The sequence below is a fragment of the Psychrobacter sp. 1Y11 genome (assembly GCF_052259045.1).
In the GTDB taxonomy this organism is placed as follows: Bacteria; Pseudomonadota; Gammaproteobacteria; order Pseudomonadales; family Moraxellaceae; genus Psychrobacter.
The window spans coordinates 224479-237475 of sequence record NZ_JBQQER010000004.1 but is presented as its reverse complement, the minus strand read 5'-3'; the positions used below and the strand labels follow the sequence as shown (position 1 = coordinate 237475).

Below are 12997 nucleotides of genomic sequence, written 5' to 3'. Positions count from 1 at the left end.
GATAGTAGCTACTTAACTAATTGGTGTCATATTATGAAAGCATTTGTCGTCAAAAAAAGCGAAGATAAAAAATTCTCAAGCAGCATACAAGAGGTTCCTGTACCTCAATGCGGCGAAAATGAAGTGGTCATAAAGGCCACTTATTCTTCCCTAAATTATAAGGATGCCTTAAGTTCTATAGGTAATCCTGGCGTGACCAGAAAATTCCCACATATCACAGGTATCGATGTGGCAGGCGTGGTACATGAAACCACTTCTGATGCCTTTGCTATCGGCGAAAAAGTGCTAGTGACGGGTTATGATTTGGGCATGGATACCGATGGCGGTCATGCAGAGTTTGTCAAAGTTCCAGCCTCATGGGTTGCAAGAGTACCGATAGAAATGACTGACAAAGACATCATGACTTTTGGCACGGCAGGACTGACTGCAGCTTTGAGCGTTAATGAGCTGATAAATAATGGTGTCAAGCCTGAAGATGGCGAGGTTTTAGTAACTGGGGCGACAGGCGGCGTCGGTTCTATAGCGGTTTCAATACTGAGTAAAATAGGCTTTAATGTCGTTGCAGTGTCAGGAAAACAGACGCAAATAGAGTACTTAAAGCAAATTGGTGCCACAGAAGTTATTCTCAGACAAGCCTTTAATGAGGACGCCAAAAAGCCAATGATGGCTGAGAGATATGCTGGAGTAGTTGATACGGTTGGCGGTGATATCTTAGCCAATGCTTTAAAATATATAAAATATGATGGTGTCGCGACCTGTTGTGGTTTGACCGCTTCCCATGAATTAAATACTAACGTATTTCCATTTATTTTACGAGGTGTCAGATTAATCGGTATTGACTCTGTCGAGTGCAATCTGGACAAGAAGCAAGCGGCTTGGGATAAACTCGCTGATGAATGGAAGGTGGAGGCACTAGCGAGTATCACCAATGAGATTGCGCTTGAAGATATCAAAGCAACTTATCAGTTGATGCTAGAGGGACAGTCCGTTGGTCGCTATGTGGTCAAGATTTTATAAGCGTTTGTGATTATCAATATAGAGAATGAGTCGATCCAGTATAGTCAGGAGAGACTCACCTTTTAGGAACGGCTCTTTTAAGACGCTATTCTTCAACATTTTAATAAAATAACTTATAACGTTGATCTCATAATAATAGTGCGTTCACTAAGACTCAGAATAGGTAGTTGCTGTATATCAAATGCTAGTAATTCAGATTTATATTGTTTATCTGTATTACTGGCAACATCTAAATAACTGTCTTCACCACTCAAGTCATTATAGCTATTCCATTGCTTCTCATCATCAGAATTCACAGTAATTGAGCTAGGTTCAAATACTTGTGACATCATAGGTAATATGGCAAAAGTTGAGGTTACTGGTGCTATGAATAATGCTGAGCCTAAACAAAATAATCGTACTTTAGTGCTAAACATACTAAAATAATTTCTCATGATAATACTCCTTGTTGTAATATTCATAGTAGGTGCTGATTTGAATATTTAGTTTTAAAACTAAGAGCTATAACTCCCAGACCCTAATCTGCGACCCTCACCTGTTTTGAGCATTCGATTCATCTCAACTTTTTTCTTGACACTCTCGTATTTTGATCGATGATATTTCTGTTGATCACTATTTTTAGAATGGCTACTCTTATGCGTATCAGATGCCTCGTTACTTAGATTTATTGATTCAGATTCTTTGGTAGTTACTTGATGAGCCGCTACTGATGTAGGGTAATGTGTCATATCATTAGCAGCAGCATTTGCAGGGTTAATTATCGTAAAAATTGTAGATACCGCTAACATCACACCAAGAGCAAAATTTTTTAGAGTTGGCAATATTAAAACAACTGCAATATTCTCTACTAGCGATATAAAAAAGCTTACTGCTATACTCTTCATGATAACTCCTTTTACATTTAGAGCTGCTGTGAACAGTTATAACCTAACTGCCTGAATCGATAGGTGAAATATTGAAGCGATCCCATACCCCATCAAGAAAGTATATTCACTTTCTACGTTACGGAGATTTATGAAACTTTAAGAAAGGTAACGATTGCTGCTATATTCTATATTATTAGCTTTTATAAACATAAAAAACCAACCTAATAAGGCTGGTTCGTTATACAAAGTGTTTATCACTCATTCCTCTATGTTTTATAACGTCTATCTTTGATCGACTTTTTTCTGAGCAGTAAAGTGTTTAGGAGAGCCATTCTTAGCCTTGACATGTACGTTCTTATGCTGAGCGGAAGTAGATTTTTTGACAGGCTCAGGCTTTGAGTGCTGCTTAGTTATTTTATGCTTTGAGGCAGCGACTTGCTTAGCTTTTACTTGCTTAGCATTAGCTTTCTCTTTTTGATTCTGAACTTGAGAGGAGTGCGTTTCTGTTTTATGACTAGCTGCACTAGCCGGACTGAGCATCGCAAAACAGCTAGAAGTCGCTATAACTAAACTGATCATTAATTTTTTCATCATTATTTCTTTTTGGCTTTATATTCAATAATTCGACCTTGTCGTAGGTAACAATGTCGTAGTTACCAATGCTTTGATTACAAAGGAGAGTATAAATAATAATGGGGTTGCGTATATTTATGAAACTTTAAGAAAGGTGACATTTGTTACTTTACCAGTATTTAAAAAAAACTCTTCTTATAGCACTATTCCTCTAAATATAGGTCTGCACAATTTACTCTAACAAAGTCAAAAGTTTTACCTATCATTTTGCCACCATTGACCTTGTTTAAAGGTCAGACTTAAATGATGATTGTTTTTATCATTAAGCACATACTTAGAGCTTGACAGCTGATCAGATAAAAAGACAACGGTCATCTTATTGCCATGTAAATCTTTAAAAAACGTATTGCTCAGCTCAATAGATTCAATTGTTTTAGGAACTCCCTGAGCTTTGGCCATAAACTGGGTGCCATGACCCAATTGCACAATCGGATTGGTTATGGCAATGTGCTGATCATTGACAACAAGCGTCAGCGAATCCACAAAATGCTTGCGCGCTAAGTCTTCAAACTGCTCAGCTGTCTGATACGCCTCTTTTGAGTAAGTCTGATTAATTTGCGCCTCAACCCCTGTCAAGGCGCCGTTCAGCTGCACTAGGTACTCGCCGCTAGCCGATTTAGATAGGATAAGCGTCGCTGTGTTCGGATCATGGGCTGAGGAATTAAGACTCGTTAAACTAAGACCTAACGCTACTAGGTATGTAATAGCCTTTGGTGAAATTTTAATCTGCGGTAGGCTAGTTTTTAGTCTATTCGTTGGTAACCTAATGATTAATAGCATAGACACCCCGTAGTCCATTGATAAAGTTATTATTACCCGCTTTATCGACATGATAGTGATAGCCGCGCACGCTATCTTCGTGTCCACGCGCCGCATCAAGGTCAGTATATTCATTGCTTTCAGCACCAGCATTGGTATCTGTATTGGCATATAAACCATACCCATCAAGGGCGTAGCCGATCATTGGCGCGTGTCCATCATCCTGAGCAATAGCAGTAGTCATGCCTGTCGCGGCATGATAATGGTAACCTGCATTAGGGTTGATATGACCACCTGCATCATCAAAGGGAGCTATAGTATAGGCTGCTAATATATTACTCACAGGCGCTGGCGCGTCAAAGCGTACGCCATTAAAGGCTATTCCCCGTACTGATGGACCAGTTGCGTGCGGGCCTGGCCCGCCAAATTTAGTGATAGTAGCAGCGGGTTTTGGAGTGACTGGAATATAAAAAGTTTCGCTTAAGTCTGTGACATATTCAGGCAAACACTCAACGCAGTAGTTACGATATTCTGCGCCGACATTAGGATTGGCAGTAGCCACACATTCCTCAAGCGTTGAGGTTTTTATGATCTCACCTGTAGTTTTGTTATACATATTCCAGTTGCTATCACCATAAAATTCAGCCAAGTTTTGAATAAATTTGCCATCGACATCATAGACCTCTCCATTCTCTAACCAAATGCCGCCCTTTGAGGCATCATCGGCGATATTGCTCGGGCACCAAGGCCCCATGCCGACATCGCTTGGCGTATTCTTGGTGACGATTTTGTAGCAGTCACCCGTACTGCCATCTGATAATGAGCAAGATACCGTACTGATTGGCTCAACTAATCCTTTTTCTAAAAAGTAAGCGGGTTGCACGGATTGTGCTATGGCGTTTAGATCTATAATCGGAACACTAGTATTTGTATTGGTATTAGTCACCTCACTACTACAAGCTGATAAACCAATCGAGGCGATAGCTAGTGTTAAACAAGTTAAGCTGAGTGTAACGGCATGACGTTGCATTACCATATCCTTATGATGATAATTTATAGCATTGTTTAATTGGCGTTTGACTCACTCTCACCTGGGGTAAACCCACCAAAAGCATTGCGTAGCTTATGTGTAATCGTTGCAAGTTGAATCGCGTTTTCAGTTCCAATGGCAGCCTCTATCTCCTGATCCATCTGCCTCCATACCTGATAAATCTGCTTCAACAAACTGCTTCCATGTTCAGAGAGCTTAAGCACATTACTACGTAGCTCTTGCGCATCGACGCGCTTTTCTATCAGGCCTGCTGCCAACAGTCGAGTGGTCATGGTGCTCATACTGGCGGCAGATAAGCCAAATTCGTCAGCCAATTGTACTTGCGACGCTTGTCCCATCCTGCCCAGTGCATCTAATACTCGTGCCTGACGCGGCGTGATCTCTAAAGGCGCAAGCTTGATGCGCAAGCGCTCTTCAATAAGATGGCCACAGTGCAAAAAGAAATGGAACGGATAAGGTTGGTTTGGCATATGACTCATAATACAGTTAGTATATTAATTATTAGCATGCTAATAATTAATAGCTATTGTAAAGTAAATATTTAAAAGTTTTACTGTCAGATAATCATTGAAAAGCCCTACTATCGATATGATAGTAGGGTTATGTCAGACTTATAGATTTAACTTATCAAAAATGCATTTGTAAATAAACAATATTAAGCACCACTGCGGCTATGGCCTCTGTCGCCTCTACCTCTATTCTCACCTTGCTCACCGCGCTCTGCTCGCATCTGCTGCAATTGTGCGCGCTGATCCGCAGTCAATACTTTAGCGATCGCTTGTTGGCTTTGAACCCTATCGATAAAACGCTGCTTGGCCTGCTGGGCATGTTGATCTGCTAAGCGATTTAAGGCGACCGTATCGAGCGTATTGGCATTTGATAAGGCTTGTACTTGCTCGCGCATCTGCTCTCGCTGAGCTTGGTTTTGCGCGCGGTTGTTATCACGCTCCGCCTTTTTATTTTCTCTGATAGCTTCAATTTGAGCTTGCTGCGTAGCTGTCAGATTGAGCTGTGCTAATGGCCCTCTAGTTGCAGACATACTGCCTTTGTGATGTTGCATCTGGGATGCGCGCGGCGTTTGATTGTCTGGTGCGGCACTGGCAATGCCAGCCATTCCTAATAAAGTTGACGCTGATAATAGGGTGGCGATGGTTAAATTTTTCATTATGATTTCCTTTTGGAATGAATGTTAAAGTTATGAGGGCTTGCTCAATTTACAGTCTTGCGAATCATTGTCAGCTCCGTGATAAAACAAGGTTCTATCGACAAGACAAATCATAATACAAAGGCATGTTGCGTAGATTTATGAAACTTTAAGAAAGGTTACGATTGTCACTACTGATATCTTTAGTTAAGCGCCAAAAACTTCACCCAGTCCACCGAGCTACATTGGTTTTATTTACTTCCACTACTGCTGATATTACTTAGCATCACGAACTAATAGAACATAGTTCTTAGTCATGACCAAATCAGTAGCATTTTCAGAAGCCATATCATAATCAGCAGGATGACCAGATTTTGGATCACTACGCTGTGCGCCTGCGCCATGCCAGTCGTAATACGTTGTCGCACTTGAGTTCTTTTTGCTAAAGGCTTTACCAAAAGAGATATAATCCGCCGTGTACTTAAAGTCGCCTTGGGTCGTATTAGTCCATACCCACGTTGGGTCAGCCACAGTATTGTCAGCACTTAGCGTAAAAAACTGCGTATCAATAGCAGGAAACTCACCTACTTCTCCCCCATAGTCCACAATACTTTGCAGCTCTTTAGTATTTGGCAGCCGCCAGTCATCATAACCTGCCAGCTTGGCATTTTTGGCGACGATCAGAGCGTCTTGCCATGAGTATCTCATCTCATCATCTGCTTGCTGCCACATCAGTCCAGTGGCATTGTCAGTTACCGTGCCATCGTTATTGGTCACAAAATCGTTGACGCCATAGACGTTTTCTGGGGCCCGTACGCAGCGTACAAAGTTGCCTGGCGCTTGCACTGTTTTGTTGTCTGTACCAAAGACATAACCTGTCTCATACGCTTTGATATGACCATCCGCAAAGTTAAAGCCAAACGCGGCATCGACGTTTTCGCTATTATGCAGCGGCCCGCGCGTGTATTTGGTACTTGACCAGTACTGCCCGATATAAGCCATGCGTTGATCGTATTTAAAGTCAAAATAGTCGGTATCAATATAAGGGGTGTTCTTGCTATTGTCGCTTGGGTCAACCAGCTCACCGCGAAAATCAGCGAGCGAATACAGCTCTTTGATAGTAGGCAGTCGCCAGTCATCATAACCGCCTACCGCTAGATTGGCACAGTAGTTGACAGCATCATCGTGCTGATAGTGTTGATAATCGGGTGTTTTTTGCCACATCAAGTGCGTTACGTTATCTGTCACCGTGCCATCTTGATTATTAGTATAAGACGCTTTGACACCCTCAAATTGAGCATCTTGCCCATACAGTGCATCACTCAAATCAGGGCAAGTAATCGCCGTGCCTTCGTTATCAAAGCAAAGCTGCTGCTGAGTGTCGATAATTGGATAGCTAAAGTCTGTCTCGATTAAGGATTGCGAATTGGTATTCGCCTGATTACTATTGTCACTTAATGGCTGAGAGCTATGACTACACGCACTCAATAGCCCGATGACGCTAATGCTTAACAGTGTACCTACCCATTTTCTAGACTGTTGGAAGTTATGACACTTATCGTTTAAATTTTGGCTTATCATAGGTAGCTGTCCTTGTTAGCGTTTTATAGTTGCTTCTAAATAAAATTGTCATGTATTTTATTAACCAGCAAGGCCGACAAAAATTTTCTGGCGTGCTGTGCCTACGCAGTTTCGATGCTGCAAAAATTTCTATCAGCCTTGCTATAACATTTTTATAGTGAACCGACTATACTTTATTTAGGTTTTATAAAAAGTAAATGATTGAAGGATAAATGCCAAATAGTTATTCCTTTGGCGGCTTCATCGGATAAAGCATGCGTTTGAGTACAATGTCTTTACGAATAAAGTGATGATACAGCGCCGCGCCCGCGTGAACCGCGATTAATACCCATACAAAATAAGCACCGCCTTGTTTATGGATAAAATCCATAGGCGCTTCAAACTGCTCCCATGTCAGATTCATCCAACCTTGCACAACCGTTTGAAATATTTGCGTATCAGCAAATTTAGGGATTTCAAATAAAAAGAACAGCTGCGAGGGACCGCCTGTGCCAAGATAGCCCGTAAGCGGGATAACAATCATTACGATATATAATAATATATGAGCGCCATGTGCTGCTAAGTGCTCCATCTTAGTGCCTGGCACGTCTTTGGGCTGCTGGTTCATGAATTTCCAAATGATTCGCAGCACAACAAACACTAAGACAGAAACCCCAATCGCGGTATGAAACGAAAATAATGATTTTGCCAGGTCGGTTTTGGGCGTTACAAACCAGTGTTGATAATAAATGATGACATAATTACCAATAAAAGCGAGCGCGACAATCCAGTGGAATATGATGGCTATCAAACCATAGCTGTATTTTGTATTTTTTAAAGCAATAGTAGACATAACTTATACTCAGTTTGGTAGCGATGACGCTGCTAGTTTTGGAAATACTAAAAAAACTTGTTGTCTTTTCTGTTAATGTCTCGAATGATTAATTAAGTGCCATGTTCGATTTATAATTTTGCAGTTTATTGCTAATCTTTTGATAAATGTATCTCTATCGACAAAACAAATGATACTGCAAAGGCATGTTGCGTAGATTTATGAAACTTTAAGAAAGGTTACGATTGACGCCATTAGGCTCTTATCTCTTGTAAACTGACTTTATGCACTGAATGTGTGGAATGCTCTGATGGCTTTGTTGGATGTGGTTTCGTTGGATGTGATTTTATTAAATTTAGCTTCGTTGAATTTAGTAGTATGAGCGACGCACAAAAACAGTATGCTAATAAGCGATCTTTTATCAAAAACTTAGGACTAGCTGATGACCCATATTTTGCTTGGCGACGATGACGAAGAGCTGACTCAATTACTGCAAGAGTACTTGTCTAATTATGAGGTCAGCTGTGATTGTGTCTATGATGGCGAGCAAGTGCTAGAGCGCTTGCAAGATACCGCTTATGAGTATGATCTGCTCGTACTCGATATTATGATGCCCAAAATAGATGGGCTTAGCGTATTGCGTCAGCTGCCAGCCACTCGTCAAATCCCTGTGATTATGTTGACGGCAAAAGGCGATGAGATTGATCGTATTATTGGTCTTGAGCTTGGCGCTGATGATTATATTGCCAAACCTTTTAACCCTAGAGAATTGCTGGCACGTATCAACGCCGTTATTAAGCGCACCACCATGCCAACCATAAATGCCCCTACTCTCACTCATGAGCGCTTAACTCTAGATCAAGATCATCGTATCTGCACCATCGATGGTACTCCTCTACAAGTGACCGGTACTGAGTTTGATTTATTAGTGGCACTGCTACAGCACCAAGGTGAGGTTGTCAGCAAAGAGTGGCTATCGCAAACCGTACTACAGCGTGAGCTACAGCCCTTTGATCGTAGCCTTGATGTGCATGTCTCGCGCCTGCGCAAAAAACTTCAGCCCTTTCATGATGAGCCTATTAAGGCTATTCGTGGTAGAGGCTATCAGTTGGTGTTGTGATAAATAATTATGATAAATAATTTGGATCAAAAATCAGATAAAAAGCGCAAAGTTATTCCTTCACTACCCCTATTTTGGCGACTTTTTTTAAGTCTATTATTGCTGTTGCTATTAACGTCAGTGATATCGGTCGCCATAGAGAGAGGGATAAACGCGCAAGCACTAGAATCACGGATGGCGATGCAAGTGGCGCACCTAGTCACTGTGCGTCAAGAGGTAATACAGACACTCAAGGCAGGTGACTATGACGGGGTACGACAAATCTATCGCAATGAGCGTGGTCTTCGTGATCAGATTATTATCGTTGATGAACACGGCGCGCCCTTATACTCACGCTTTATACCGTCAATAAGGCGAAATAACAGGCCAACCGAGGCAGACAATAACCGCACCTTGCTACCCAACCCAATGATTCAAGAGGTGGTGCCAAGTACGGACAATTATCCTGAGCTGCAGGATATATCTGTCACCACACCTGATAGCTATACTTATACTGTGCAACTACAACCGCGCCTGCCGCTGCCCGATCTTATCGCCTTACAAAGAACTCATTTTCCGGTGCGCTTTGGTATTATTTTACTGTTTAGTCTATTGGCTTGTTACTGGTTTAGCCGTGCTTTATCTAAACGTATTCGTCAGGTTCAGTTTAGGGTGCATCGTATGAGCGCAGGTGATTATTTGGCGGGTGATGATTTATCTAATCTTGGGGATGATGAATTGGGTGCTTTGGCAAAAGATGTTGCAGACTTGTCTAATAGACTGGCTGATAGCGAGATGTCCCGTAAGCAAATGCTTAGCGACATCTCTCATGAGCTGCGCTCGCCACTAGCACGCCTTGAGGTGGCAACTGAGCTGACTCGTGATTATGCACCCAATGCGACGCATTATCTGGATCGTATCCAAAAAGAGTCCACTCGAATGAATGAGCTTATTGGGCAGATTATTCATATTCAGTCCCTACAAATGCAGCGTTATGTGGCACGCCCTGAGGACTGCGAGTCCATAGATATAGCGATGCTCCTTGATGGGATTGGTCAGGACGTGAGCTTTGAGTTTTATGATAAACACATTGAATGGCGATGCTTGAATAATAGTGTTGAGGCAAGTGATGATAAGCTTTCATACACTATCGTTGGTAATCGAGAACAATTACATAGCGCTTTTGAAAATGTGATTCGTAATGCTTTTATCTATTCAAACTCGCACTCTATCGTCGCAGCCAATATTGAAACTATTAAACTTACGAATCAAACGTCTGCACTGAAAATAAGTATTGTAGATCAAGGATCGGGCATAGATAACGATAATCTAGAGCGTATCTTTCAGCCCTTTGTACGCTTAGATGCGTCCAGACAACGCCCAACAAGTTCTGCTCTTAATAAAACCAGCAAACAAGAAGGTGGTTACGGTCTTGGACTGGCTATTGCTCAGGCGATTATTGCCGCGCACCAAGGACAGATTAGTGCTCGCAATCGTGAAGATGGTATTCAGGGACTTATCGTTGAAATAGTATTACCAGTATCTATCTGACAATATGCCTATAGTAGATCAGATCCTGTCTAATAGGGTAAAACTACAGCCATCTCTTTACCTCATCAATCACAGTCTGCATTCTATTAGGTAGTACATGGTCATGCTTGGTTGCTAAATAGAGCGTCTCACTAACTGGCGTTGGCAGATAATGGCTTTTGATAAGCTGAGGTTTTTGATAAGCGGCAACCGCATGGGCAGGTAACACCGTAAATCCAAGCCCTCGACCTACAGGCTCCAAAATTAGCGCTATCTGATTGGAAAAACCCTTTTGCTCAAAGTCATTACTGTGCTGAAAGTTTGGATAATTGGCGCTGAGCAACATGCTGGCATGATGTGCGCCGTCAGGATGATCAATAAATCCAAGTTGTATGAGAGTCTCCCAACTTGGCGTCTCAACACTAGCCGGCGTCACTAACATCAAAGCTTCTGTGGCAATAACTTGACAACTTATCGTCTCTGACGCTGAAATAGTTGTCATAAAACCTATGTCAATCTCATGATTAACAAGTGCCTGTTCGATATCTGGATTTGGAGCAAAACGATAATCAATGATGAGCTTAGGGTGCTGCTGTTGTAATGACAATAGTTTGGGATAGAGCTTCAGCCCAACACTACCAGGTGACATTAAGCGCGCCTTACCTTCAAATGCTGAGTCATGACTAAGCTGCTGCTCTAAATTAGATAGCTTTAACAAGATACCCGAAGCCTCTTTATAAAGCGTCTTGCCAGCATGAGTTAGCGAGAACTGCTTCCCTTGGCGTATGAGTAGTGCGATATCTAACTGTGATTCAAGTTTACTGATATGTTGGCTAACCCCAGATTGCGTCATGTGTAAGCGCTCAGCCGTACGAGTGAAATGGCCAACTTCTACCAAAGTACAAAAAGTACGTAACCAGGTGGTATTTATCATTACAAACCATACTTATATTTATAATAAATGATAATTTTACGTAATAAATATAACTTTGTATAGTAGCTCCAGGTTAAATAATAAACCTATCAAACAGGAGCAACAGTAATGAGTAATATTTATCCTAGAAGTTTTTCACACATCGGCCTATCCGTCCCAGACTTAGCAGCAGCGGTGAAGTTTTATACTGAAGTTATGGGCTGGTATACCATTATGGAGCCGACTGAAATCGTTGAAGATGACAGTGCAATTGGTGAGATGTGTACCGAAGTGTTTGGTGCTGGCTGGGGTAGCTTTCGTATTGCCCATTTATCGACGGGTGATCGCATCGGTGTTGAAATATTTGAGTTCAAAAATCAAGAAGATCCTGAAAATAACTTTGAATACTGGAAGACAGGTATCTTTCATTTCTGTGTTCAAGATCCAAATGTAGAGGGACTTGCTGAACGTATTGTTGCCGCTGGTGGTAAGCAGCGTATGGAAAAACCGCGTTACTACTATCCTGGCGAGAAGCCTTACCGTATGATTTATATGGAAGACCCGTTCGGCAACATTGTTGAGATATATAGCCACAGCTATGAGCTTATTTATAGCAAGGGCGCCTACTAAGTTATAACTATAGCAATAGGTTTTTCAAAGCGGTCTTTATAATACGTAAAGGTCGCTTTTGGCGTATCGCAACTCGGCTAAAAAGCGGTAATGTTAACAAGGGTTACAAATATTTGAGCAATCATTCAATTTATATTTGAGTGATTGCTCAAAATAATTTATAGTGCTATCAGTGAGCGCATTGAGTCAGATAACCAGACGTTACTTGCATTATCTGACTTAGTTTCTAGCTATCCATCAAACCCATCTTAATTTCACTAAAATATTTTGCTAAGGATTTTATATGACCGATTTTACATTACACAATATAGAGACTGCCCCAAAAGACAGCCATGCTTTACTAGATAACTCGCTTAGCGCCTTTGGTATGATTCCAAACTTACACGCCGTTATGGCTGAAGCGCCTGGTTTGCTTGAAGGGTATCAGCGCCTTCATCAACTGTTCTTAGACAGCAGCTTTGACGATGAAGAAACCACCGTTGTTTGGCAGGCTATTAACGTCGAGCATGAATGTCATTACTGTGTGCCTGCCCATACTGGTATTGCAAAAAGCATGAAAGTGGATGATGCGATAACCGAAGCATTACGTAATGAGACGCCACTACCGACGTCTAAGTTAGAAGCATTACGCGACTTCACGCTCTCTGTCGTCCGCAATCGTGGTAATGTCGATGATGAGGCAGTACAAGCATTTTTGGACGCAGGTTTTACTAAGCGCCAAGTATTAGAGGTGGTATTAGGGGCAGCGCAAAAAGTAATGAGTAATTACACCAATCATCTTGCCAATACCCCAGTAGATAAACCGTTTGAAAAATTTGAGTGGCACAAAGCGGACTAATATTGTAACTAATCTGAGAAATCGATAACTCTGATTTAACTATCAGAACCCAACTAAAAAAGAGCAACTTGAAATATCAAGTCGCTCTTTTTTTTATTAATTTATCACCAGCGCCGTAAAACCAC

Annotated in this window: 15 protein-coding genes; 5 read left to right on the top strand and 10 right to left on the bottom strand. The window is 41.6% G+C overall.

Features of this window, described 5'->3' with window-relative positions; all coding sequences use genetic code 11:
* The first annotated feature begins 33 nt into the window (after positions 1–33).
* The gene (locus ACTXGJ_RS05520; RefSeq protein ID WP_439244672.1) at positions 34–1017 is read left to right on the top strand and encodes a YhdH/YhfP family quinone oxidoreductase; all 984 of its coding nucleotides are present in this window, start codon (positions 34–36) and stop codon (positions 1015–1017) included.
* A gap of 113 nt (positions 1018–1130) precedes the next feature.
* Here ACTXGJ_RS05520 and ACTXGJ_RS05515 read toward each other — a convergent pair whose 3' ends face one another.
* The 9 genes from ACTXGJ_RS05515 to ACTXGJ_RS05475 form a co-directional block, all read right to left on the bottom strand.
* A complete protein-coding gene (locus tag ACTXGJ_RS05515) occupies positions 1131–1451 on the bottom strand; it encodes a hypothetical protein (RefSeq protein ID WP_439244674.1) in 321 nt (106 codons plus the stop codon).
* A gap of 60 nt (positions 1452–1511) precedes the next feature.
* Positions 1512–1901 carry a hypothetical protein gene (locus ACTXGJ_RS05510; RefSeq protein WP_439244676.1) on the bottom strand — a complete coding sequence of 130 codons (390 nt, stop codon included), beginning with the start codon at positions 1899–1901 and terminating at the stop codon, positions 1512–1514.
* Positions 1902–2165: 264 nt separating this feature from the next.
* Positions 2166–2477: a hypothetical protein gene (locus tag ACTXGJ_RS05505; protein WP_439257495.1), complete on the bottom strand. Its 312-nt coding sequence runs from the start codon at positions 2475–2477 to the stop codon at positions 2166–2168.
* A 234-nt stretch (positions 2478–2711) separates the two neighbouring features.
* On the bottom strand, positions 2712–3302 hold the full coding sequence (locus ACTXGJ_RS05500; protein WP_439244680.1) for a hypothetical protein: 591 nt from the start codon (positions 3300–3302) through the stop codon (positions 2712–2714).
* Positions 3280–4305, bottom strand: coding sequence for a YHYH protein (locus tag ACTXGJ_RS05495; RefSeq protein ID WP_439244682.1), 1026 nt, complete (start codon positions 4303–4305; stop codon positions 3280–3282). The genes ACTXGJ_RS05500 and ACTXGJ_RS05495 overlap by 23 nt, the downstream gene beginning before the upstream one ends.
* Before the next feature lie 35 nt (positions 4306–4340).
* Positions 4341–4796: a MarR family winged helix-turn-helix transcriptional regulator gene (locus ACTXGJ_RS05490; protein ID WP_439244684.1), complete on the bottom strand. Its 456-nt coding sequence runs from the start codon at positions 4794–4796 to the stop codon at positions 4341–4343.
* A 185-nt stretch (positions 4797–4981) separates the two neighbouring features.
* Positions 4982–5491 carry a Spy/CpxP family protein refolding chaperone gene (locus ACTXGJ_RS05485; protein ID WP_439244687.1) on the bottom strand — a complete coding sequence of 170 codons (510 nt, stop codon included), beginning with the start codon at positions 5489–5491 and terminating at the stop codon, positions 4982–4984.
* Positions 5492–5746: 255 nt separating this feature from the next.
* Positions 5747–7051, bottom strand: coding sequence for an Lcl C-terminal domain-containing protein (locus tag ACTXGJ_RS05480; protein ID WP_439244690.1), 1305 nt, complete (start codon positions 7049–7051; stop codon positions 5747–5749).
* Between the two features lie 223 nt (positions 7052–7274).
* Positions 7275–7883, bottom strand: a complete 609-nt coding sequence (locus tag ACTXGJ_RS05475; RefSeq protein ID WP_439244691.1) for a cytochrome b — start codon at positions 7881–7883, stop codon at positions 7275–7277.
* Positions 7884–8304: 421 nt separating this feature from the next.
* On the opposite strand from ACTXGJ_RS05475, the gene ACTXGJ_RS05470 reads away from it, so the two are divergent.
* Both ACTXGJ_RS05470 and ACTXGJ_RS05465 read left to right on the top strand, forming a co-directional pair.
* Positions 8305–8982: a response regulator gene (locus ACTXGJ_RS05470; protein WP_439244692.1), complete on the top strand. Its 678-nt coding sequence runs from the start codon at positions 8305–8307 to the stop codon at positions 8980–8982.
* 9 nt (positions 8983–8991) lie between these two features.
* A complete protein-coding gene (locus ACTXGJ_RS05465; RefSeq protein ID WP_443565306.1) occupies positions 8992–10512 on the top strand; it encodes a sensor histidine kinase in 1521 nt (506 codons plus the stop codon).
* A gap of 43 nt (positions 10513–10555) precedes the next feature.
* Here ACTXGJ_RS05465 and ACTXGJ_RS05460 read toward each other — a convergent pair whose 3' ends face one another.
* On the bottom strand, positions 10556–11425 hold the full coding sequence (locus tag ACTXGJ_RS05460; RefSeq protein WP_443565304.1) for a LysR family transcriptional regulator: 870 nt from the start codon (positions 11423–11425) through the stop codon (positions 10556–10558).
* Positions 11426–11533: 108 nt separating this feature from the next.
* Between ACTXGJ_RS05460 and ACTXGJ_RS05455 the strand changes: the two genes are divergently transcribed.
* Positions 11534–12034, top strand: coding sequence for a lactoylglutathione lyase family protein (locus ACTXGJ_RS05455; RefSeq protein ID WP_439244289.1), 501 nt, complete (start codon positions 11534–11536; stop codon positions 12032–12034).
* Between the two features lie 283 nt (positions 12035–12317).
* Positions 12318–12872, top strand: a complete 555-nt coding sequence (locus ACTXGJ_RS05450) for a carboxymuconolactone decarboxylase family protein (protein ID WP_443565303.1) — start codon at positions 12318–12320, stop codon at positions 12870–12872.
* The last annotated feature ends 125 nt before the right edge of the window (positions 12873–12997 follow it).

Bases quoted from the DNA above. Each gene is read 5' to 3' on its own strand.
- ACTXGJ_RS05520 (WP_439244672.1), top strand. From the start codon at position 34: ATGAAAGCATTTGTCGTCAAAAAAAGCGAAGATAAAAAATTCTCAAGC.
- ACTXGJ_RS05515 (WP_439244674.1), bottom strand. From the start codon at position 1,451: ATGAGAAATTATTTTAGTATGTTTAGCACTAAAGTACGATTATTTTGT.
- ACTXGJ_RS05510 (WP_439244676.1), bottom strand. From the start codon at position 1,901: ATGAAGAGTATAGCAGTAAGCTTTTTTATATCGCTAGTAGAGAATATT.
- ACTXGJ_RS05505 (WP_439257495.1), bottom strand. From the start codon at position 2,477: ATGATGAAAAAATTAATGATCAGTTTAGTTATAGCGACTTCTAGCTGT.
- ACTXGJ_RS05495 (WP_439244682.1), bottom strand. From the start codon at position 4,305: ATGCAACGTCATGCCGTTACACTCAGCTTAACTTGTTTAACACTAGCT.
- ACTXGJ_RS05490 (WP_439244684.1), bottom strand. From the start codon at position 4,796: ATGCCAAACCAACCTTATCCGTTCCATTTCTTTTTGCACTGTGGCCAT.
- ACTXGJ_RS05485 (WP_439244687.1), bottom strand. From the start codon at position 5,491: ATGAAAAATTTAACCATCGCCACCCTATTATCAGCGTCAACTTTATTA.
- ACTXGJ_RS05480 (WP_439244690.1), bottom strand. From the start codon at position 7,051: ATGATAAGCCAAAATTTAAACGATAAGTGTCATAACTTCCAACAGTCT.
- ACTXGJ_RS05475 (WP_439244691.1), bottom strand. From the start codon at position 7,883: ATGTCTACTATTGCTTTAAAAAATACAAAATACAGCTATGGTTTGATA.
- ACTXGJ_RS05470 (WP_439244692.1), top strand. From the start codon at position 8,305: ATGACCCATATTTTGCTTGGCGACGATGACGAAGAGCTGACTCAATTA.
- ACTXGJ_RS05465 (WP_443565306.1), top strand. From the start codon at position 8,992: ATGATAAATAATTTGGATCAAAAATCAGATAAAAAGCGCAAAGTTATT.
- ACTXGJ_RS05460 (WP_443565304.1), bottom strand. From the start codon at position 11,425: ATGATAAATACCACCTGGTTACGTACTTTTTGTACTTTGGTAGAAGTT.
- ACTXGJ_RS05455 (WP_439244289.1), top strand. From the start codon at position 11,534: ATGAGTAATATTTATCCTAGAAGTTTTTCACACATCGGCCTATCCGTC.
- ACTXGJ_RS05450 (WP_443565303.1), top strand. From the start codon at position 12,318: ATGACCGATTTTACATTACACAATATAGAGACTGCCCCAAAAGACAGC.